The 20,868-nt window shown below is 69.4% G+C and carries 19 protein-coding genes and 1 tRNA gene; 7 read left to right on the forward strand and 13 right to left on the reverse strand.

Annotated features, from left to right (window positions below; translation table 11 throughout):
* Positions 1-43 precede the first annotated feature (43 nt).
* Positions 44-673, forward strand: coding sequence for a LysE/ArgO family amino acid transporter (locus tag AC1D1T_RS18000; RefSeq protein WP_477992250.1), 630 nt, complete (start codon positions 44-46; stop codon positions 671-673).
* On the opposite strand, the gene AC1D1T_RS18005 is transcribed toward AC1D1T_RS18000, so the two are convergent.
* The 7 genes from AC1D1T_RS18005 to napE all read right to left on the reverse strand — a co-directional run bounded on the left by AC1D1T_RS18005 (position 603) and on the right by napE (position 7,285).
* Positions 603-1,865, reverse strand: a complete 1,263-nt coding sequence (locus tag AC1D1T_RS18005; protein ID WP_477844791.1) for a hypothetical protein — start codon at positions 1,863-1,865, stop codon at positions 603-605. The genes AC1D1T_RS18000 and AC1D1T_RS18005 overlap by 71 nt on opposite strands.
* Positions 1,862-3,067, reverse strand: coding sequence for a hypothetical protein (locus tag AC1D1T_RS18010; protein WP_477992251.1), 1,206 nt, complete (start codon positions 3,065-3,067; stop codon positions 1,862-1,864). Before AC1D1T_RS18010 ends, AC1D1T_RS18005 begins: the two co-directional genes overlap by 4 nt.
* Before the next feature lie 124 nt (positions 3,068-3,191).
* A complete protein-coding gene (locus AC1D1T_RS18015; RefSeq protein ID WP_047505206.1) occupies positions 3,192-3,866 on the reverse strand; it encodes a cytochrome c3 family protein in 675 nt (224 codons plus the stop codon).
* Positions 3,863-4,330, reverse strand: coding sequence for a nitrate reductase cytochrome c-type subunit (locus AC1D1T_RS18020; protein ID WP_477992252.1), 468 nt, complete (start codon positions 4,328-4,330; stop codon positions 3,863-3,865). The genes AC1D1T_RS18015 and AC1D1T_RS18020 overlap by 4 nt, the downstream gene beginning before the upstream one ends.
* A 17-nt stretch (positions 4,331-4,347) precedes the next feature.
* On the reverse strand, positions 4,348-6,831 hold the full coding sequence (gene napA / locus AC1D1T_RS18025; RefSeq protein ID WP_477992253.1) for a periplasmic nitrate reductase subunit alpha: 2,484 nt from the start codon (positions 6,829-6,831) through the stop codon (positions 4,348-4,350).
* Positions 6,812-7,123: a chaperone NapD gene (locus AC1D1T_RS18030; protein ID WP_477827971.1), complete on the reverse strand. Its 312-nt coding sequence runs from the start codon at positions 7,121-7,123 to the stop codon at positions 6,812-6,814. The genes napA and AC1D1T_RS18030 overlap by 20 nt, the downstream gene beginning before the upstream one ends.
* 3 nt (positions 7,124-7,126) lie before the next feature.
* A complete protein-coding gene (gene napE / locus AC1D1T_RS18035) occupies positions 7,127-7,285 on the reverse strand; it encodes a periplasmic nitrate reductase, NapE protein (RefSeq protein WP_477827972.1) in 159 nt (52 codons plus the stop codon).
* Positions 7,286-7,414: 129 nt separating this feature from the next.
* Between napE and AC1D1T_RS18040 the strand changes: the two genes are divergently transcribed.
* A complete protein-coding gene (locus tag AC1D1T_RS18040) occupies positions 7,415-7,882 on the forward strand; it encodes an MgtC/SapB family protein (protein ID WP_477827973.1) in 468 nt (155 codons plus the stop codon).
* On the opposite strand, the gene AC1D1T_RS18045 is transcribed toward AC1D1T_RS18040, so the two are convergent.
* Both AC1D1T_RS18045 and AC1D1T_RS18050 read right to left on the reverse strand, forming a co-directional pair.
* A complete protein-coding gene (locus tag AC1D1T_RS18045) occupies positions 7,879-10,500 on the reverse strand; it encodes a serine/threonine-protein kinase (RefSeq protein ID WP_477992254.1) in 2,622 nt (873 codons plus the stop codon). The genes AC1D1T_RS18040 and AC1D1T_RS18045 overlap by 4 nt on opposite strands.
* A gap of 54 nt (positions 10,501-10,554) precedes the next feature.
* Complete coding sequence (locus tag AC1D1T_RS18050; protein WP_477992255.1) at positions 10,555-12,084, reverse strand: methyl-accepting chemotaxis protein; 1,530 nt, start codon at positions 12,082-12,084, stop codon at positions 10,555-10,557.
* Positions 12,085-12,207: 123 nt separating this feature from the next.
* Here AC1D1T_RS18050 and AC1D1T_RS18055 point away from each other — a divergent pair, with 123 nt between their 5' ends.
* Together AC1D1T_RS18055 and AC1D1T_RS18060 are read left to right on the forward strand one after the other, a co-directional pair.
* Entirely contained in the window at positions 12,208-12,837 is a 630-nt protein-coding gene (locus tag AC1D1T_RS18055) for a M15 family metallopeptidase (RefSeq protein ID WP_477828858.1), read from the forward strand.
* Between the two features lie 316 nt (positions 12,838-13,153).
* A complete protein-coding gene (locus tag AC1D1T_RS18060; protein WP_477828857.1) occupies positions 13,154-13,657 on the forward strand; it encodes a DUF2335 domain-containing protein in 504 nt (167 codons plus the stop codon).
* 28 nt (positions 13,658-13,685) lie between these two features.
* On the opposite strand, the gene AC1D1T_RS18065 is transcribed toward AC1D1T_RS18060, so the two are convergent.
* On the reverse strand, positions 13,686-14,543 hold the full coding sequence (locus AC1D1T_RS18065) for a MipA/OmpV family protein (protein ID WP_477992256.1): 858 nt from the start codon (positions 14,541-14,543) through the stop codon (positions 13,686-13,688).
* 162 nt (positions 14,544-14,705) lie between these two features.
* On the opposite strand from AC1D1T_RS18065, the gene AC1D1T_RS18070 reads away from it, so the two are divergent.
* Together AC1D1T_RS18070 and AC1D1T_RS18075 are read left to right on the forward strand one after the other, a co-directional pair.
* The gene (locus tag AC1D1T_RS18070; RefSeq protein ID WP_477992257.1) at positions 14,706-15,386 is read left to right on the forward strand and encodes a response regulator; all 681 of its coding nucleotides are present in this window, start codon (positions 14,706-14,708) and stop codon (positions 15,384-15,386) included.
* Entirely contained in the window at positions 15,383-16,759 is a 1,377-nt protein-coding gene (locus AC1D1T_RS18075) for an ATP-binding protein (protein ID WP_477992258.1), read from the forward strand. Before AC1D1T_RS18070 ends, AC1D1T_RS18075 begins: the two co-directional genes overlap by 4 nt.
* Positions 16,760-16,769: 10 nt before the next feature.
* Here the strand turns inward: AC1D1T_RS18075 and AC1D1T_RS18080 are convergent.
* The 3 genes from AC1D1T_RS18080 to AC1D1T_RS18090 all read right to left on the reverse strand — a co-directional run bounded on the left by AC1D1T_RS18080 (position 16,770) and on the right by AC1D1T_RS18090 (position 18,341).
* Positions 16,770-16,860: transfer RNA gene (locus AC1D1T_RS18080), tRNA-Ser, on the reverse strand.
* 61 nt (positions 16,861-16,921) lie between these two features.
* On the reverse strand, positions 16,922-17,839 hold the full coding sequence (locus AC1D1T_RS18085; protein ID WP_477992259.1) for an SPFH domain-containing protein: 918 nt from the start codon (positions 17,837-17,839) through the stop codon (positions 16,922-16,924).
* A gap of 67 nt (positions 17,840-17,906) precedes the next feature.
* Positions 17,907-18,341, reverse strand: a complete 435-nt coding sequence (locus tag AC1D1T_RS18090) for an NfeD family protein (RefSeq protein WP_477827621.1) — start codon at positions 18,339-18,341, stop codon at positions 17,907-17,909.
* Positions 18,342-18,477: 136 nt separating this feature from the next.
* On the opposite strand from AC1D1T_RS18090, the gene AC1D1T_RS18095 reads away from it, so the two are divergent.
* Positions 18,478-20,739 (forward strand): Orn/Lys/Arg family decarboxylase, encoded by a 2,262-nt coding sequence (locus tag AC1D1T_RS18095; protein WP_047505251.1) that lies wholly within the window; start codon positions 18,478-18,480, stop codon positions 20,737-20,739.
* Positions 20,740-20,868: the final 129 nt, after the last annotated feature.

Consider the following 20,868-nt stretch of genomic DNA (forward strand, 5'->3'; position numbering starts at 1 on the left):
GAGTACGCTGGATCCCGTGATCTAGCCTCGTGACAATGCGGGCATGACGTCATCGATCTCCTGGCTTCTCTTCTTCCAATCCGCACTGATCGGCCTGTCGATCGCCGCCCCCGTCGGCCCGATCGGGCTGCTGACGATCCAGCGCACRCTCGACGCCGGCTGGCGTGCGGGGCTGGCCACCGGCATGGGCGCGGCGGCGGCCGACACCGTCTACGGCGCGGTCGGCGCGTTCGGTGCCACCGCGCTGATCGCCTGGCTGGTCGGCGCGAAGACCTGGCTCGCGGTGTTCGGCGGGCTGGTGCTGCTGCGGCTCGCGTGGTCGGGTTGGCATCAAGCGGCCGGCACCGAGGCGGGCGCCGCGCCGGCCCCGGTGCCTGCGCTGTGGACCTGCTTCGCGACGACCTTCGCGCTGACGCTGTCGAACCCGATGACCATCGTGTCCTTCATCGCGATCTTCGGCGCGATGAGCGCGCAGGTGGCCGGCGGCTCGCCGCTGGTGATGGTGGCCGGCGTGTTCGTCGGCTCGGCGCTGTGGTGGCTCGCGCTGTCGATCGCCGTGGGCCGGATGCGCCACGCCTTCCGGCCGGCGTGGCGGCGTGCGATCAACAGGGCATCGGCAGTGCTGCTGGCAGGCTTCGCGTTGTGGCAGTGGAGCGGCCTCTTGAACCCTTGACCGCACCGCCGATCAACAGCAGGCCGGCGCCCCACAGCGCGAGCGTGGCCGGCTCGGGGATCGGCGAGATCAGGTACGCGTGGCCGTAGCCGCTGTTGACGACGAACTGCCCCTGGTCGTTGATGCCGGTCACGTTGCGGAACCAGTCGCCGTCGGCCAGCGTGAACAGGCTGTTGATGTCGATCACGCCCTGGCCGTTGGCGCCGGTGATGAACGCGAAGTCGCGCCCGTAGCGGTGGTTGTGGATGATCCCCGCCACCTGCCCGAACTCGTTGATGCCGGTGGTCTCGCTGAACGAGGCCGGGCCGTACTGGCCCGATCCGCCGAGGTAGCCCGGGTCGTAGTTCGCGACATTCGAGAAATCGAGCGGCTTCACGGTGCCGGAATCGTTGCCGATGTAGGCGTTGCGGCCGACGTACTCCTGCGGCCCGATGTAGGTGCCGGCGATCTGGCCGTGGTTGTTGATCGAGCTCTCCTGGTAGTGCACCGCCGCGGGCAGCGCCACCGGCGCGCTGCCGTTCGGCCCGGTCACGAAGGTGCCGGCCTGGTTCAGCTCGCTGTAGCCGATGTGGCCGACCACGCGGCCAGCGTCGTTGAGGCCGTTGCCGAACAGCGGCTGGCCGTTCAGGCTGCCGAGCGCGCGCATCGACTGGCCGTTGGCATCGGTGATGAAGCCTTGCTGGGGATCCAGCACGTCCGGGTAGCCGGGCAGGTTGCGGTCGCCTCCCACCATGCCGATCACCTGGCCGCCGGCGTTGATCGCGGTGGCCATGCTGTTGCTGGCGCCCAGCGTCCCGAGGTCCTGCAAGGCCGCGCTGTTGCCGTTGCGCAGGAAGGCGTGGAAGCTGCCGCCGGCCGTCTGCGCCGCGCCGACCACCTGGCCGGCGTCGTTGATGCCGTACGCCTTGCTCCAGGTGCCGCCGAAGCTGCCGACGCCCGTCAGGCCGGCGCCGTTCGCGCCGCTGAAGAAGCCGCGGTAGTCGCCGACCGACGACCAGCCGTTGAAGCCGTTCGTGTAGGCATACCCGCTGACCTGGCCGCTGTTGTTGATGCCGGTCGCGTACATCAGGTCACCGGTGCCCAGCTGGCCGATGTCGAACAGCTGGTACTGCGTGGTCTGCGCCCGGGCCGGCGCCGTGCAGGCCAGGCTGGCGGCCAGTGCCAGCGAGGCAAGGAGGGTGGGTGTCTTCATGAGGTCTCCCTGAGGTTCGAGGATCTGCGGCCACGCCAGCCGACCAGCAGCAACCCGCCGGTCCACAGCGCGAGCGTGACCGGCTCGGGGATCGGCGAGATGAGATACGCATGGCCCATCGCGGTGTTGGCGATGAACTGGCCGGAGTTGTTGACGCCGGTCGCGTAGACGAAGTGGTCGCCGTCGCCGAGCGTGAACAGGCTGTCGAGGGTGACGACACCCTGGCCGTTGGCGCCGCTGATGAAGGCGAAGTAGTCGGCGACCCGGCCGTTGCCGAACACGCCGGCCACCTGGCCGCTGTCGTTCAGCGCGAGCGCCTGGCTGCTGGAGATCGGGCCGTACTGGCCGAAGCCGCCGAGGTTGCCGTACTCGTAGCCCTGGGCGCCGTGGAAATCGAGTTTCGTCTGCGTGCCGCCGGGTGTGCCGATGAAGGCATCGACCGAACCCTGGTCGGTCCAGTACATGCCGGCCACCTGGCCGTGGCTGTTGATCGCGTTGACGGCGTTGGTGTCGGCGAAGACCGGTCCGGGTGACGCGGCGTTCGGGCCGGTGACGAAGGCGTCGTTGTAGTAGGAGCCGCTCGCGACGACGCCGGCGACCTGGCCGCTCGCGTTGATGCCGCGGGCGAGCAGCCCGTTGCCGTTCAGGCTGCCCAGGTCTTGCAGGTTGCTGCCGTTGGCGCCGGTGATGAAGCCGCGCTGGTCGACCTGGATGTTGGGGTTGTTCGGGTCGGTGGCTGACGTGGTGCCGACGACCCGGCCGCTCGCATTGATCGCGGTCGCCGTGCTGTTGGGGCTGCCGGCGAGCGTGCCGAGCTCGGTGAGCGGGCTGCCCGCGGCACCGATGAAGGCGCGGTAGTTGCCGGCCGCCGTCTGTGCATCGCCGACCACCTGGCCGGCGTTGTTGATCGCGAGCGCGCGGCTCCAGCTGCCGCCGAGCGTGCCGAGGCCGGTGAGCCCGCTGCCGTTCGCGCCGGTCACGAAGGCGCTGTACTGGTTGGAGGACGACCAGCCGCTGCGACCGTCGCCATACGAATAGCCGACGACCTGGCCGAGGTCGTTGATGCCGGTGGCCCACATCTGCTGGCCGGGCGTCAGCGAGCCGAGGTCGAACAGCGTGTACTCGGTGGCCTGCGCGGGAACGGTTGCTGCCAGGCCGCAACCGAGCGCGAACGACGCCAGCAGGCGCAACGATTTCTTCATGGCCTCTCCCTCGGTGCGCGCGGACGGCGCTCACATGGACCGACTGTAGGAGCCGGTCCCGAGGGGCAGCAAGGCAGATCGGCGCGACTCCGCGTAGGTGCGCTCCTACGCCGTTTTCAGCCGGTTACCGATGGGCCGCGCTGGCCGCCGTACCGACCTCGGACACCGGTGCGAGCGGCGTGTCCGCCGGCAGCACCTGCCCCGGCGTGTCGGTCGGCGCCTCGCCGGGCGGGATGTGCGGCAGCTTGTGCGCGATGCCCTTGTGGCAATCGATGCAGGTCTTCTCGCGGCTGGCGAGGTAGGTGGTGTGCATGTTCTGCGCACGCACGCTCTGCCGCGTGAAATCCATCGATTCGTAGTTGTGGCAGTTGCGGCATTCGAGCGAGTCGTTGGCCTTGAAGCGGGCCCATTCGTGCTGCGCCAGCTCGAGCCGCTTGGCCTGGAACTTCTCCGGCGTGTCGATGCTGCCGAACACCTTGCCCCAGACCTCCTTCGACGCCTGCATCTTGCGGGCGATCTTGTGCGTCCACTCGTGCGGCACGTGGCAGTTGGAGCAGACGGCGCGCACGCCGGAGCGGTTGGTGTAGTGGATCGTGGCCTTCAGCTCGGCGAAGGTGTTCTCGCGCATCTCGTGGCAGCCGGTGCAGAAGGCCTCGGTGTTGGTCGCCTCCATCGCGGTGTTGAAGCCGCCCCAGAACACGATGCCTGCGATGAAGCCGGCCAGCGTCAGGAAGCCGAGGCTGAAGTGCACGCTCGGCCGCGAGATGATGCGCCAGTAGCGTTTCGCGAGCTCGATCATGGCGCGACCCCCTTGAAGCCGTTGCCGACCAGCGGTTTCACCGGCTCCTGCGCCACGTGGCACTGCGGGCAGAAGTAGCGCCGCGTCGAGATCTGCGGCAGCACCTTGCCGGTGCGGTCGACGTAGTGGGTGGCGCTGACCGGCACGGCCTGGCTGAACTCGGTGCGCGCACGCGCGTGGCAGTCCAGGCACTTGTTGAAGTTGCGGTCGACCTGGTAGCCGTCGACGCGGTGCGGAATGATCGGCGGCTGCATTGCGTAGTTGCGCGCGAGCCGCTGGTCGTCGTTGACCGCGTTGGCCAGGCGCGGCGGCTGGGTCGTCGCGAGGATCGGCGTCGGGCCGCGTGCCGCATCGGTCAGCAGCGGTGCAGCCGGTACGGCGGGCACGGGATCGGCCGCGCCGCAGGGCAGGGCCTGTGCGGCGAGGAGCAGGCCGCACATCACATGGGAAAGGAGGTGGCGCATCGGTGTCTCCCGCGGTGTCAGACCTTGACGATCTTCACGGCGCACTTCTTGAAATCGGTCTGGAACGAGATCGGGTCGGTGGCATCCAGCGTGACCTTGTTGATCAGCTGGCTGGCATCGAACCACGGCACGAACACCAGGCCGCGCGGCGGCTTGTTGCGCCCGCGCGTCTCGACGCGGGTGCGGATGCTGCCGCGCCGCGACGCGACCTCGATCTCGACCCCGCGCCGCAGCCCGAGCGACCGGGCATCGTCGGGGTGCATGTAGCAGACCGCGTTCGGCACCGCCTTGTGCAGCTCGGGCACGCGGCGCGTCATCGAGCCGGAGTGCCAGTGCTCCAGCACGCGGCCGGTGGACAGCCAGAACGGGTAGTCCTTGTCGGGCAGCTCGGGTGGCGGCTCGTACGGCAGCGCGAAGATCAGCGCCTTGCCGTCCGGGTGGCCGTAGAACTGCCAGCCGGTGCCGGGCTTCACGTAGGGGTCGGAACCTTCCTTGTAGCGCCAGCGCGTCTCCTTGCCGTTCACCACCGGCCAGCGCAGGCCGCGCACCTGGTGGTAGGTGTCGAAGGGCGCGAGGTCGTGGCCGTGGCCGCGGCCGAAGCTCGCGTACTCCTCGAACAGGCCCTTCTKCGGGTAGAAGCCGAACGCCTTCGCTTCGGCGTTCTCGTAGCCGGCCTCGACCTGCGAGGCCGGGAAGCGGTTGACCTGCCCGTTCTCGAACAGCACCTGGAACAGCGTCTTGCCGCGCAGCGCCGGCTTCTTGTCGAGCAGCTCGGCGGGCCAGACCTCGTCGGTCTTGAAGCGCTTCGAGAACTCCATCAGCTGCCACAGGTCGGAGCGCGCCTCGCCGGGCGGGTTGACGAGCTGGTGCCAGAAGTGCGTGCGCCGCTCGGCATTGCCGTAGGCGCCTTCCTTCTCGACCCACATCGCGGCCGGCAGCACCAGGTCGGCCGCGAGCGCGGTGACGGTCGGGTAGGCATCGGACACCACGATGAAGTTGTCGGGGTTGCGGTAGCCCGGGTAGCCCTCCTGCGTGAGGTTCGCGCCGGCCTGCATGTTGTTGTTGACCATCACCCAGTAGGCGTTCAGCTTGCCGTCCTTCAGCATGCGGTTCTGCAGCACCGCGTGGTAGCCGGGCGTGCCGGGGATGGTGCCCTCGGGGATCTGCCAGATCTCTTCGGCGTGGGCGCGGTGCTTCGGGTTGGTGACGACCATGTCGGCCGGCAGCCGGTTGGCGAAGGTGCCGACCTCGCGCGCGGTGCCGCAGGCCGACGGCTGGCCGGTCAGCGAGAACGGGCTGTTGCCGGGCGTCGCGATCTTGCCGGTGAGCAGGTGCAGGTTGTAGACCATGTTGTTCGCCCAGACGCCGCGCGTGTGCTGGTTGAAGCCCATGGTCCAGAACGACATCACCTTGATCTTCGGGTCGGCGTACAGCTCGGCCAGCGCCTCGAGGCGCTCCTTCGGCACGCCGCTCAGCCGGGCAGTGGACTCGAGGTCGTACTGCGCGACGAAGCGCGCGAACTCGTCGAAGCCGATCGGCTTGGAGCCGCCGGCATCGCCCGCGTTCTTCGCGGCCTTCTGCAGCGGGTGCTCCGGCCGCAGGCCGTAGCCGATGTCGGCGTTGCCGAGCCGGAACGAGGTGTGCTTGTCGACGAACTCGCGGTTCACGCGGCCGGTCGAGATGATGTGGTGCGCGATGTAGTTGAGGATCGCGAGATCGGTCTGCGGCGTGAAGGTGAGTTCGATGTCGGCGAGCTCGTACGAGCGGTGCTCGAAGGTCGACAGCACGGCGACCTTCACATCCTTGCCGCTCAGCCGGCGGTCGGTCACGCGCGTCCACAGGACCGGGTGCATCTCGGCCATGTTCGAGCCCCACAGCACGAACGCATCGGCGGCCTCGATGTCGTCGTAGCAGCCCATCGGCTCGTCGGCGCCGAAGGTGCGCATGAAGCCGACCGCTGCCGAGGCCATGCAGTGGCGGGCGTTCGGGTCGAGGTTGTTCGAACGGAAGCCGGCCTTCATCAGCTTCAGCGCGGCATAGCCTTCCCAGACCGTCCACTGGCCGGAGCCGAACATGCCGACGGCGGTGGGGCCTTTCTCCTTCAGCACGCGCTTGAACTGCGCGGCCATCACGTCGAAGGCCTGGTCCCACGAGACGTGCTGGAACTCGCCGTCCTTCGCGTACTGGCCGTTCTTCATGCGCAGCAGCGGGCGGGTCAGGCGGTCTTCGCCGTACATGATCTTCGACAGGAAGTAGCCCTTGACGCAGTTCAGGCCCTTGTTGACCTCGGCCTCGGGGTCGCCGCGCGTCGCGACGACGCGGTTGTCCTTGACGGCGAYGCTGACGCCGCAGCCGGTGCCGCAGAAGCGGCAGGGGGCCTTGGACCACTTCAGCGAGGCGTCGCCGGCGCCCTGGGCGGGCGAGGGCAGCGGGATGCCGGCGACGGCGGCCGCGGCGGCGGCTGCGGTCTGGCGGACGAACTCACGGCGTGGGATCGACATCCGGGACATCGGGGATCTCCTCATTCATGGTGGCCAGGGTGTCGGCGCATTGGTAGACGAGCGCGGCGGTGAGCACGCCGGGGCTGCGTTGGATCAGCGTGATCGCCGCGAGCATCTCGTCGGCGGAGGCGGCTTCGAGCGTGACGATGAGCTTGCCTTGCGGCGACATCGCGTGCACCTCGCTGCCGGGCAGCTGCGCGATGGCGGCGGCGACGGACGCGGTATCGGCCGCAACGGCCTGCACGACGAGGCTCGCGATGTGGAGCTCGGCGGCTTCAACGGGGACCGGCATGGTTCAGTGCGCCGGCGGACCGGTGAAGAGCTGCACCATCCAGACGATGAAGCCGTAGCCGCCGACGAGCGCCACCGCGAGCAGCGGGGCCATCACGGCGGTGAGGAAGAGGAAGCTGCGAAGCTCCTGGCCTTTGGTGAAGGTCTCCGGTGGCTGGCTCATGGCGGCCCTTGACTTGTTGTGGAGCGAGACTTCCGCTGACGGCGCGAATTTGCGCCAGGGGTCGGCGAGCGTCAAGTACAGCGGTAGCATTTGTTGAGGCAGAACAAGGGAACGTCGATGGATCAGGTGATGCGAGCATTGCGCTCCGAGTTTTCCGACCTCGGCGACCCGGAGCAGATCACGCGCGTGCTGCTGCGGCTGACGCTCGCGGCGCTGCTGGGTGGCGTGCTGGGTTATGAGCGGCAGAGCCAGGGCAAGGCCGCGGGCATCCGCACGCACATGCTGGTGGCGATGGGCGCGGCGCTGTTCGTGCTGGTGCCGCAGCAGGGCGGCATGCAGGTGGCCGACCTCAGCCGCGTGATCCAGGGCGTGGTCGCGGGCGTCGGCTTCCTCGGGGCGGGCGCCATCCTGAAGCTGCGTGACGAAGAACAGGTGGTCGGCCTCACGACGGCGGCGGGCGTGTTCATGACGGCCGCGATCGGGGTGGCCTGCGGGCTGGGCCGGGAGTCGACGGCCTTGCTGAGCACCTTGCTGGCGCTGCTGGTGCTGGCGGTGGTGCCGAAGCTGTTCGATCGGGGAGGATCGACCCGGCGCTAGCCGCAGCCCTTCAAGGCCTCGCGCACGGCCGCCGGCCCGGTGACGCCGGGCGGGATGCCCTGCTTGTCCATCTCCTCGAGGATCGGCAGCGCGAGCCGCTGCTGGCTGCAGGCCGCGGCGGCATCGCCGGGTTGCTGCCGGGCCTGCAGCGCGACACCCAGCAGGTGGTGCGCGAGTCCCTGGTGGTGGTGCACGTAGTTGTCTTCTCGCATGCCGGCCGGCAATGCGTCGAACGAGGCCACCGCGGCGCTGAGCACCTCCACGCCGGCACGCGCATCGCGGTCGGCCAGCAGCGCCTCGCCGAGCGAGGTCTGCATGCTGGCGACGTCGGCCTGGAACTGCGTGTTGCCCGGATCCTGGCCGCCGAGCTTGCGCATCATCTCGAGCGCGCGCCGTGCCTGCGCCACCGCCTCGCGCGGCTGGCCGAGGCGGCGCAGGCACCAGGCGATGTTTTCCAGGTTGGTCGCGACGTGCCGGGCGAGCGAGGTGTTCTGCGGGTTCTTCGCCACCAGCGGCTCCAGCACCGCCGTGCTCTTGCGGAAGGCGTCGAGCGCGAGCTGCGCGCTGGCGGCCGTGCTGTCGCGCTGGATCAGCTGTTCGCCGCGCGTCGAGTAGTTCGATGCCAGGTTCAGGCCGGCATCGAGGTCGTCCGGATCCTGCGCGATCAGCGCCACCAGCTGCGCGGCGGCGGCGTCCGCGGTCTTCAGGTAGTTGTCGATGTCACCCGAGAACATCTGCACCTGGCTCAGCTGCCCGTACAGCGTCGCGCGCACCAGCCGCCGTGTGCGGTTCGACGGGTCGGCGGCTGCCAGCTCGTCGGCCACCGCGACGCCGGCGCGCAGCGTGCGCTCGGCCTCGGGGAACTTGCCGGTGAAGCCGAGCACCGCGCCTTCGCGCTGGTGCACGACCGCCGCCTCCTGCTGCGCGTCGCGGTACACCGCGTCGTGCGGTGGCGGCCCGGCCAGCACCGGCGCCAGCAGCTCGATCGCGCGACCGTAGCTCTTGAGCGCGGCTTGCGGATCGCCCAGGCTCGCCAGCCCCGGCCGGCCCTGGATGTCGCCGATGTTGCGGTAGCCGTTCGCCAGCTCGATCTGCAGCGCCGGTTCGTGCTGCGCCTCGGGCGCGATGCCCTCGAGGTAGGCGAGCCCGTTCTCGACCAGCAGCTTGCGCGCCGGCGTGGAGCCCGGCAGCACGCGGATCGCGTCGTGCATCGGGATCATCATCGAGCTGGCCAGCTTGCGCACGCTCGCGAAATGCCGCTCCGCGCGTTCGCGCTGGCGCTGCGCCTCCCAGGCCTGGTAGCCGGCGAAGGCGATGCCGGCGAGCAGCGCCAGGTTGGCCAGCATCACCGCGCCCACCGCGGCACGGTGGCGCAGCACGAAGCGGCCGGCCCGGTAGCTCCACGCCCCGCGGCGCGCCTGCACCGGCAGGCCTTCGAGGTGGCGGAACAGGTCGTCGGCCATCGCTTCGGCCGAGGCGTAGCGGTGCAGCGGATCCTTGCGCAGCGCCTTCATCACCACCGCATCGAGGTCGCCTTCGAGCTGGCGCCGCAGGGTGCGCGGTGCATCGCCGGGCGCGCGGCTCGGGCGCAGCGGTTCGGTGTCGCAGATGGCGCGCGTCAGCGCATACGGGTCGTCGGTCGCCCGGCCGTAGGGGCTGGCCTGCGTCAGCAGGCGGTACAGCACCACGCCGAGCGAGTAGATGTCGCTGGCCGCGGTGACCGGTTCGCCGCGCACCTGCTCGGGGCTCGCGTACTCGGGCGTCAGCGCGCGCAGCGCGGTGGTGGTGCGATCGGCGGCGGGCGCGTCCAGGCGCTTGGCGATGCCGAAGTCGACGAGCTTCACGACGCCGTCGCGCCCGACCAGGATGTTGCCGGGCTTCAGGTCGCGGTGCACCACGCCTTGCCGGTGCGCATGGTCGACCACCAGGCAGAGGCTGCGGAACAGGCGCAGCCGCTCGGCCAGCGGCAGCGCGTGTTCGGCGCACCAGGCGTCGATCGGCACGCCGCCGTCGACCAGGTCCATCACGACGTAGTGCAGGCCTTCGGGCGACACGCCGGCGTCGAGCAGCTTGGCCAGGTTCGGGTGGTCGAGCGCGGCGAGGATGCGCCGCTCGGCATGGAAGCGGTCGAGCAGGAAGCGCGTGTCGGCGCCTTCGCGCACGATCTTCACGGCGACCTGCTGCTCGTACTGCCCGTCGGCCCGTTCGGCGCGGTAGACCTCGCCCATGCCCCCGCGGGCGATCAGGGCCAGCAGCCGGTAGTCGCCCACGCGCTGGCCGCTGGCATCGTGCGGTGCCGCGGCGGCCTCGGCCGACAGCGCATCGAGCAGGCCCGCCGCGGGCGACCGGTCGAGCGGGCCGGTGCCTTCGGCCGCCGCGACCAGCGATTCGAGCTCGGCGCGCAGCGCGGGATCGTCGGGGCAGGCGAGGGCGATCCAGCGCCTGCGTTCGCCAGGTGGGCGCTCGAGCGTGTCGGCCAGCAGCTCCTTCAGGCGCTGCCAGCGCTCGCGATCGAGGGTCATGGGCAGGTCGGGCGCGGGATCGTGCGCGGTGTGGCAAGCGGTGTCGCCGTCGACCCCGGCCGCGCGGTCGGTGCCGCTGCGTGCAGTTGGTTCCATCGAAACTCCCTGTCCGCCCGGATGAGCGGGGAAGGGGAGCTTACCTTGGCGGAATCAGGCCAGGCGGAAGATGCCGACCGCCGCGACCAGTTGATGCGCCTGCACATGCAGGCTGTCGGCGGCAGCGGCCGATTGCTCGACGAGTGCGGCGTTGCGCTGGGTGGCCTCGTCCAGCCCGGCCACCGTGGCGTTCAGCTGGTCGACGCCCGCGGTCTGCTGCTGGCTGGCCTGGCCCATCTCGGCGATCAGCCCGGCCACGCGCTGCACCTGTTCGACCATGCCGCCCATGTGGCGCCCGGCGCTGTTCACCAGCTCGGCGCCGGCCTGCACGCGCTCGACGCTGGAGCCGATCAGCGCCTTGATCTCCCGGGCTGCCGCGGCGCTGCGCTGCGCCAGCGCGCGCACCTCGCCGGCCACCACCGCGAAGCCGCGGCCCTGCTCGCCGGCACGCGCCGCTTCCACCGCCGCGTTCAGCGCGAGGATGTTGGTCTGGAAGGCGATGCCATCGATCACCGAGACGATCTGGCCGATCTTCTGCGAGCCCTCGGCGATGCTGTCCATCGTGTGCACCACCTGCTGCACGGCCGCGCCGCCCTGGCTCGCGGCCGCGCCCGCCTCGGCGGCGAGCCGGGCTGCGCTGCGGGCCGCATCGGCGCTGGCTTTGAGCGCGCCGGTCAGCTGTTCCATCGACGCGGCGGTCTGCTGCAGGTTGCCGGCCTGCAGCTCGGTGCGCTGGCTCAGGTCGGCGTTGCCGCGCGCGATCTGCTGCGAGCCGGTCGCGATCGAATCGCTGCTGGCCCGCACGGTGGCCACCACCTGCGTCAGCCGCTCGCACATCGCCGCCATCGCGGCCATGATGCTGGTGTCGTCGCCGGCCGCCAGCGGCACGCGCTGGCGCAGGTCGCCGGCGGCGACGGCGTTGGCCACCGCCGCCACGTCGGCCGGTTCGCCGCCGACCTGGCCCCACACCGACTTCCACGCGAAGCGGCCGAAGCCGAGCAGCAGCACGGTGGCCGCAAGAAAGACGCTCCATTGCGACCAGGCCACGCGCGTGAGCGTGGCGTCGAAGCTGGCCGAGGCCACGTCGGCAAAGGTGGTCGAGGCCTTGACCGTGGCATCGACGCCGGCCCGGTGTTGCAGGTACAGCGCGTCGGCCGACTTCAGGGCGGCCTGCGCGGCGAGCGCGTCACCGGTCGTGGTGGCCTTCAGCACCGCGCGCGAGGCCTCGAGGAAGCGCACCGCGGCTTCGTGCTGCGGGCCCAGCAACTGCGCCTCCAGGCCGTAGGGCGGGTGGGCGCGCCAGTAGGTGACGCGCTCCTGGTATTCCTTCTCGAGGCGCGCGGCTTCGGCCTGTGCCTTCTCGGGGGCGATGCTGCCTTCCACCGCCTGCGAGAGCACCAGCCGCAGCTCGATCAGGTACATCGGCGGCGGCAGGATGTCGGCGGTGACGTCCTTCGCGACGAAGGTGCGCTGTGCAGCACCGGCCGCCGTGCCGGCGCCCCACAGCGACACCGCCATCAGCACGCTGGCCGCGGCAATGCCCGAGCCGATCAGGAGAACCAGGGTCAATCGCAGTGAACGCATGGGTCGTGGCGGGGGTGAAGGGCTGTTCGGGTTGTCGGCCGAAGCGCCCGCCACTTGAGTGCCGTGTCATGGATCCGGCAGGGGTTGCCGGCGATTGCGTCACGCACGACCACGATCGGGGTGATGATCTCGACCCTGGCCGGAGAGATCGACATGCGCTGCGAAACCATCCACACCCATCCCGATTTCTGCCGCTTGTCGACGATCGAGGGCGCGGCGGTGGACCTGCGCTATGCAAGCGAGCGCAACTTCGTCGGGCGAGACCTGTACGGCGCGCTGGATTGCGCGTGGCTGCATCGGCTGGCGGCAGACGGTCTCGCGCAGGCGGTGGCACGGCTGGCTGCCACGGCGCCGGGGCACCGCCTGCTGGTGCTGGACGCGCTGCGCCCGCACCGCGTGCAGATCCATCTGTGGAACCACCTGGACGGCACCGACCTGCGGCAGTACGTGGCCGACCCGGCGCGCGGCTCGATCCACTCGTTCGGCATGGCGCTGGACGTGACGGTGATCGACGAGGCGGGCGGCGAACTCGACATGGGCAGCGGCTTCGACGAGATGACGGCGCTGTCGCATCCGGTGYTGGAAGCGGCGCATCTGGCGAGCGGGGCTCTGACACCGGTGCAGCATACGAACCGGCTGCTGCTGCGCGATGCGCTGAATGCCGGGAGCTTTCGTGGCATCGACAACGAGTGGTGGCACTTCGAGATGCTGGACCGGCAGCGGGTGCGGGAGCAGTTCATGCGGGTGGAGTGATCTGCCGGCCAGCATGTGGAACCAAGCACGCTGTGAGGTCACATAGCTGCATGAGACAATTTCTTTGCAACCCAACATCGGAGCAACCAAGCCATGGGCTTCCTCATCGACTTCGCGGCGGATCCCAGAGCGGCGTTCGCACGGGGGTTCGTGCGTGGATTGGCGGCGCCCGTGACCTTGTTCGTGCACAACGAAGCGCCGGCACTGCCCAGCGTTCAGATGGTGGAGCCGCCTGCAGCCGGTCGGGAGATCGCCGCTGCGCTTGCGTCGGATTGGGTGAGCATCGGGGATTCGATGCATCGCGAGGTGCAACGTCATGAGCAGGGGCAACAAGCCTCACCAGACGCCGCTGGCTCAGGCAGCAAGCAAGGCGATCGGGCTGGGCGCGGTCAGGGCTGAGCAACAGGTTGTCATCCAGCAAAGCCAGTACACCGGGCAGATTCCGCACCCGGACATCCTCAAGCAGTTCGATCAGCTCATTCCCGGCACGGGAGCGAAGCTCATTCTTTGGGCCGAAGAGGAGCAGCAACACCGCCGCTCGATGGAGCGAGCAGCGCTGGATGCCAACATCGCGGCCCAGCACTCGCAGAGCCTGACCAACGCCTACACCGCACGCGCGATCTTTCGCAGCGACATGATGGGGCAAACCTGTGGCGTCCTGGTCTGCCTGGTCTGTGTGGTTGGCGCGATCTGGATGGGCACGATCGGCCAGCCGTGGGTCGCTGCGGCGCTCGCCGCGATACCGACTGCGGCTGTTATCAACGCATTCCGCTCAAGCATGTTCAGCCGCAAGCGGCAGGTCGACGAGGCGAAGTCGTAGCGCAGGCCGCTGTCGCACCCGTGGCGGGTCAGAACCGGTACGCCGTGAACACCACGACGCTGTTCTGCGCCTTCTTCTCGGTGATCGGGCTGTCGGCCGCGTCGCGCTGCAGGCTGCGCGTCGACAGGCGGGTGCCGATGCCCCACTGCTTGTCGATCTGGTAGTCGGCCCCGACGGTGAAGCCCACCGATTCGATGCCCGAGCGCGGCCTGTACACCGCGCGGCCCGACCGCGCCGCCTGCTGCTCGTCGATGCCGAAGTAGGTCTGCATCGCGCTGCGGCTGGCCCAGGTCACCCCCGGGCCGGCGGACAGCATCAGGCCCGCAGCCGGGCTGTACTTGCCCTCGACGTCGAACGACAGCCGCCCGCCCTGGTGCTTGCCGCCGATGTCGCCGACCACGTTGCCGCGGGCGGTGAACCAGCCGTCGGAGTAGCTTGCGAACACCGCGCCGAGCACGGTGCCGTCGATGTCGCCCAGGCCGCGCAGGCGCTCGGCATCGGATTCCTTGCGCGGCTTCTCGAGGTCGCCGCCGATGCCCAGGCCGACGCGCCAGTGCGGGTCGGTGATGATGAACGCGCCGATGCCGGCCGGCACGCCGGCGCCGGGCACGCCGCCGATGAAGTAGCGGCCCCGGTTGGCGGCCAGCACCGGGAAGGCGCGCACCTTGTGCTCGGCGCTGCCGGGGTACCTGGGGATGCTGCCGACGCCGAGGCCGGCGGTGAACTGCCAGCTGTCGTCGGCCGGCGCGGCCGGTTCCTCCGCCAGGGCGAGCGAGGCGCTCAGCAGCGCCAGCGCGCCGGTCAGCAGGGTCGGGATCATCGGATGGAAGAGGCGATGGCGCAGGGTCATGCAGGTCTTTCGGAAGGCGTTGGAATCGGTGAACATGGGAAGTCTCGCTCGGTTGGGATGGAAAGCAGTGTCGGAACCCCGCCTGAAGCGAACCTGAACCCTTCATGAAGGTTCGATGAAGGCGCCCGCCGCGACCCCGGCGCGGCTTCACCCTACCTTCAGGTTCGGCGTCTCCAATCGGTGTCCATGAGCCATGCCATGARGATCCTGCTGATCGAAGACGACCTCGAACTGGGCAACGGCGTGCGCATCGCGCTCGAAGACCAGGGCCTGCAGGTCACCTGGGTGCGCCGGCTGGGCGACGCGCTGCACGCGATCGACACCCAGGCCTGCGACCTGGTGCTGCTCGACCTGGGCCTGCCCGACGGCGACGGCCTGGCGCTGCTGGCGCGCCTGCGCCGCGAGCGCCTGCCGATGCCGGTGCTGATCCTGACGGCGCGCGACGCGCTCGAAGACCGCCTGGCCGGCCTCGACAGCGGCGCCGACGACTACCTGGTGAAACCGTTCGCGCTGGCCGAGCTGCTGTCGCGCGTGCGGGCGCTGGCGCGGCGCAGCTTCGGCCTGGTCAACGACACGATCGAGATCCGCCAGCTCGCGCTGCACGAGGCGACGATGCGCGTGACGGTCGACGAGCGGGCGGTCGAGCTGTCGCGCAGCGAGTTCGAGCTGCTGTGCCTGCTGATGAAGCGCGCCGACCGCGTGCTGACGCGCCGCGTGCTCGAAGAGCAGGTGCTGCCCGGCGGGCTCGACAACGAGAGCAACGTGCTCGACGTGCACATGTCCAACCTGCGCCGCAAGATCGGGCCGGGCTACATCCGCACGGTGCGTGGCGTCGGCTACGTGATCGACCGCGTCGCACCGGCCAAGGGCGGGGCATGACGCCCGCCGCATTGTGGAGGCGGCTGCGCAGCTCGCTGGTCAGCCGCCTGGTGCTGGCCCAGATGCTGACGGTGCTGCTGCTGTGGTCGGCGGCGATGGCCTATTTCGTGTGGGACACCGCGCGCTACGACGAGATCTTCGAGCCCGGCCACATGGGCCCGAGGGCCGACATGATCCTCGCGCTGGTCGACAGCCTGGCCGACCGGCCCGAGCAGCTGCAGGAGGTGCTGCGCAAGCTCGACGTGTTCCAGCGCCGCGAGAACCATGAAGAAGACGACCCGGCGTTGCGCATGTCGATGAACGTCTGGCTCGGCGACCGGCTGCTCTATGCCTCGCCCGGCTCGCCCGGCGTGGTGCCGGCGACGCAGCAGCGCCGGCTCGAGAAGCTGCTCATCGACGGCATGCCGTGGCGCACCTACACGCAGCAGTCGGCGCAGTCCGCAGCGCGCGTCACGTTGATCCGTTCGGGCCACGCGGTGTCGATCCTGTTCGCGATCGGCGAGCGCGGCATCCTGATCCTGCCGCTGCTGATCAGCCTGCCGTTCCTGGTGCTGCCGGCCTGGTGGTCGGTGCGGCTGGCGTTGCGGCCATGGCGCCGCTTCTCGCAGGAGATCGAGACGCGCAGCCCCGGCGACCTGGCGCCGCTGCGCTTCGGCAGCGCCTACCGCGAACTGCGGCCGGTGGCCGATGCGGTGAACACGCTGCTCGCGCGCGTGGCGGCGAGCCTGGCGCGCGAGCGCAGCTTCATCGCCGACGCGGCGCACGAGTTGCGCACGCCGCTGGCCGCGATGCGCATCAACATCGAGGCGCTGCAGGCGCACCGCGGCGATGCGCGCGATGCCGAGCTGCTCGACGGGCTGGTGCGCAGCGGCGAGCGGGCGAGCCGGCTGGTGGCACAGCTGCTGGGGCTGATGCGCAGCGACAGCGGGCGCACCCAGGCGGCGCGGCTGTCGCTCGACGAGCTGGTGCAGGACCGGCTGGCGGCGCTGTCGGGGCTGGCGACGGAGCGCGGCGTCGAGCTGGAGCTGGCGTGCGCCGAGCGCTGCGAGATCGAGGCCGAGCGCGAGGGGCTGACGTCGCTGGTCGACAACCTGGTCGAGAACGCGATCAAGTACTCGCCCGCCGGGTCGACCGTGTCGGTGCGGGTGGGGGGCGATGCGTCGCTGGTGGTGGAGGATGCCGGTCCGGGCATCGCGGCGGACTGGCGCGAGCGCGTGTTCGATCGCTTCTTCCGGGTGCCCGACCAGGCGCAACCGGGCAGCGGCCYGGGCCTGGCCATCGTCAAGTCGGTGGCCGATCGGCATGGCGCGACGGTTGAACTGGCCGATGGCCTCGAAGGTCGCGGCCTGCGGGTGACCGTGCGCTGGTCTTGAGATTGACAACTGGCGGAGAGAGCGGGATTCGAACCCGCGGGGGGCTATTAACCCCCACACGCTTTCCAGGCGTGCGACTTAAACCGCTCATCCATCTCTCCGGAGCCGGCGAGTTTAGCCTACCTCCGAGGGGGCTTCGGACCGGTCCCGCGGGAATTTCGCTCAGGGCTGGCCGGGTGCCTTCGCCTTCATCAGCGCCATCGCGGTGCCGATCAACCCGGCCACCTCGGTCATGTTCCCCGGCACGATCATCGTGTTGTTCTTCTGCGCCAGGTGCGCATAGGCATCCACCGCCTTCTCGGCCACCTTCAGCTGCACCGCCTGCTCGCCGCCCGGTTCGCGGATCGCCTCGGCGATCTTGCGGATCGCGCCGGCCGTGGCATCGGCCACCGCGGTGATCGCCGACGCCTCGCCCTGCGCCTTGTTGATCTCGGCCTGCCGCGCCCCTTCGGAGCGGGCGATCGAGGCCTCGCGCTCGCCGGTGGCGATGTTGATCTGTTCCTGCTTGCGGCCTTCGGAGGCCGCGATCAGCGCGCGCTTCTCGCGCTCGGCGGTGATCTGCGCCTGCATCGAGCGCAGGATCTCGGCCGGCGGCGTCAGGTCCTTGATCTCGTAGCGCAGCACCTTCACGCCCCAGTTGCCGGCCGYCTCGTCGAGCGCGCTCACCACAGCGCCGTTGATCGTGTCGCGCTCCTCGAAGGTCTTGTCCAGCTCCATCTTGCCGATCACCGAGCGCAGCAGCGTCTGCGCCAGCTGCGTGATCGCGAACACGTAGTTGCTCGAGCCGTAGCTCGCGCGCATCGGGTCGGTGATCTGGAAGTAGATGATCCCGTCCACCTGCAGCTGCGTGTTGTCCTTCGTGATGCAGACCTGGCTCGGCACGTCGAGCGGCACCTCCTTCAGCGAATGCTTGTAGGCCACCCGCTCAATGAACGGCACCACGAAGCTCAGGCCCGGCACCAGCGTGCGGTCGTACTTGCCCAGCCGCTCGACCACCCAGGCATGCTGCTGCGGCACGATCTTCAGCGTGCGCACGATGAAGATGCCGACGATCACGACCAGAATCAGCGCGATTTCCATGTGAGGCTTTCCAGGGAGTAGGAGAACAGGGAAGGGAGCAGGGAAGGGGGATCGGCAGCTCGAGGAGTCAACGGCCGGCGGCGGGCACCAGCACCAGCCAGTTGCCTTCCACCGCCTGCACCACGTGCTCGCCCGGCTGCGCCGGCGCACCGGGGGCGAGGCGCGCGGTCCAGGTGGAGCCGCGGTAGGGCACGCGGGCGGTGCGGTCGTCGGCCCAGGCCGCCACGGTCACGTGCTCGCCGATGTCGATGTTGACGTCGCGGTTCTCGCGCACCGGGCCGGCCGGCGGGTGCTGCAGGCGGCGCCAATGCCACAGCGCCACCGCGCCGCCGCCCACCAGGGCCGCCATCACCAGCTGGCCGGGCAGCTTGAAGCCCAGCAGCGCGGCAATCGCCGCGGCCGCCAGGCCGAGCGCGAACATCAGCAGGTAGAAGGTGCCGGTGGCCAGCTCGGCGGCCACCGCCACCCCGGCCGCCACCCACCAGAACGTTGACGGGCTCATGTCCACGGGCTCTCCTCGTTTGAGCGTCTGTTGCGTCCACCCCGCACGCAGGTCGGCAGTGTAAGGCGCACCCCGCGCCTGTCATCGATCGGCCCTACACTTCGCGCCTTCATTCCGTTGCCCTCCAGAGGTGGCCATGCTCCGTTTCAACTTTCCGATCGTCATCATCGACGAAGACTTCCGCTCCGAGAACACCTCGGGCCTGGGAATCCGGGCGCTGGCCGCGGCCATCGAGAAAGAGGGCTTCGAGGTGCTGGGCGCCACCAGCTACGGCGACCTGTCGCAATTCGCGCAGCAGCAAAGCCGCGCCAGCGCCTTCATCCTGTCGATCGACGACAACGAGTTCACGCAAGGCCCCGAGCTCGACCCGGTGGTGCTGAACCTGCGCAAGTTCATTCAGGAGATCCGCTTCAAGAACGCCGAGATCCCGATCTACCTGTATGGCGAGACGCGCACCTCGCAGCACCTGCCCAACGACGTGCTGCGCGAGCTGCACGGCTTCATCCACATGTTCGAGGACACGCCGGAGTTCGTGGCCCGCCACATCATCCGCGAAGCCAAGTCGTACATGGACGGCCTGGCGCCGCCGTTCTTCCGCGCGCTGGTCGACTACGCGCAGGACGGCTCGTACTCGTGGCATTGCCCCGGCCACTCGGGCGGCGTCGCGTTCCTGAAGAGCCCGGTCGGGCGCATGTTCCACCAGTTCTTCGGCGAGAACATGCTGCGCGCCGACGTGTGCAACAGCGTCGACGAGCTCGGCCAGCTGCTCGACCACACCGGTCCGATCGCCGAGAGCGAGCGCAACGCGGCGCGCATCTTCAACGCCGACCACTGCTTCTTCGTCACCAACGGCACCAGCACCAGCAACAAGATGGTGTGGCACCACAATGTGGCGCCGGGCGACGTGGTGGTGGTCGACCGCAACTGCCACAAGTCGATCCTGCACTCGATCATCATGACGGGCGCGGTGCCGGTGTTCCTGCCGCCCACGCGCAACCACTACGGCATCATCGGCCCGATCCCCGAGGCCGAGTTCTCGCCGGCCGCCATCCAGCGCAAGATCGCGAAGAACCCGCTGCTGGCCGGCGTCGACGCGAAGAAGGTCAAGCCGCGCATCCTGACGCTGACGCAGAGCACGTACGACGGCGTGCTCTACAACACCGAGAGCATCAAGAAATCGCTCGACGGCTACATCGACACGCTGCATTTCGACGAGGCCTGGCTGCCGCACGCCGCCTTCCACGAGTTCTACGGCGAATACCATTCGATGGGCCGCAACCGCCCGCGCCCGAAGGACCAGATCGTCTACGCGACGCAGTCCACGCACAAGCTGCTGGCCGGCATCAGCCAGGCCTCGCAGGTGCTGGTGCAGGACGCGCAGCACCGCAAGCTCGACACGCACCTCTTCAACGAGGCCTACCTGATGCACACGTCGACCAGCCCGCAGTACGCGATCATCGCGAGCTGCGACGTGGCCGCGGCGATGATGGAGGCGCCGGGCGGGCGCGCGCTGGTGGAAGAGAGCATCGCCGAATCGATGGACTTCCGCCGCGCGATGCGCAAGGTCGACAAGGAGTACGGCAAGGACTGGTGGTTCAAGGTCTGGGGCCCGGACAAGATCGCGGCCGAAGGCATCGGCAAGAGCAGCGACTGGGTGCTGAAGGCCGGCGAGAAGTGGCACGGCTTCGGTGACCTGGCGGGCGGCTTCAACCTGCTCGACCCGATCAAGTGCACGCTGATCACGCCGGGGCTCGATGTGTCGGGCAAGTTCGCCAAGACCGGCATTCCGGCGTCCATCGTCACCAAGTTCCTGGCCGAGCACGGCGTGGTGGTCGAGAAGACGGGGCTGTACTCGTTCTTCATCATGTTCACGATCGGCATCACGAAGGGCCGCTGGAACACGCTGCTGACCGCGCTGCAGCAGTTCAAGGACGACTACGACCGCAACGCGCCGCTGTGGCGCGTGCTGCCGGAGTTCGTGGCCAAGCAGCCGCGCTACGAGCGCATGGGGCTGCAGGACCTGAGCCAGGCCATCCACGAGATGTACGCGAAGGGCGACATCGCGCGGCTGACCACCGAGATGTATTTGTCCGACCTGCAGCCGGCGATGAAGCCCACCGATGCGTTCGCGCGCATCGCGCACCGCGACACCGAGCGCGTGGCGATCGACGACCTGGAAGGCCGCGTCACCACCTCGCTGCTGACACCGTACCCGCCGGGCATCCCGCTCTTGATCCCGGGCGAGCGCTTCAACAAGAAGATCGTCGACTACCTGAAATTCACGCGCGCGTTCAACGCCAAGTTCCCGGGCTTCGACACCGATGTCCACGGGCTGGTGGAGCATGACAGCGGCGAGGGGTCGCGGACGTACCACGTGGATTGCGTGAAGGAAGGCTGAGCGGGAATTCGCAGCGGGGGAGGTACGAATGGACCTCCTCAAGGTTGATGAATTTGCTCGGCCTGTCGTGAAAAATCCCCGCGCGCATCGCTAGACTGCGCGCACCGCAGCGGCAGACCACTGCCGCGC

The sequence above is a fragment of the Rhizobacter sp. P2_H3 genome, assembly GCF_056403355.1.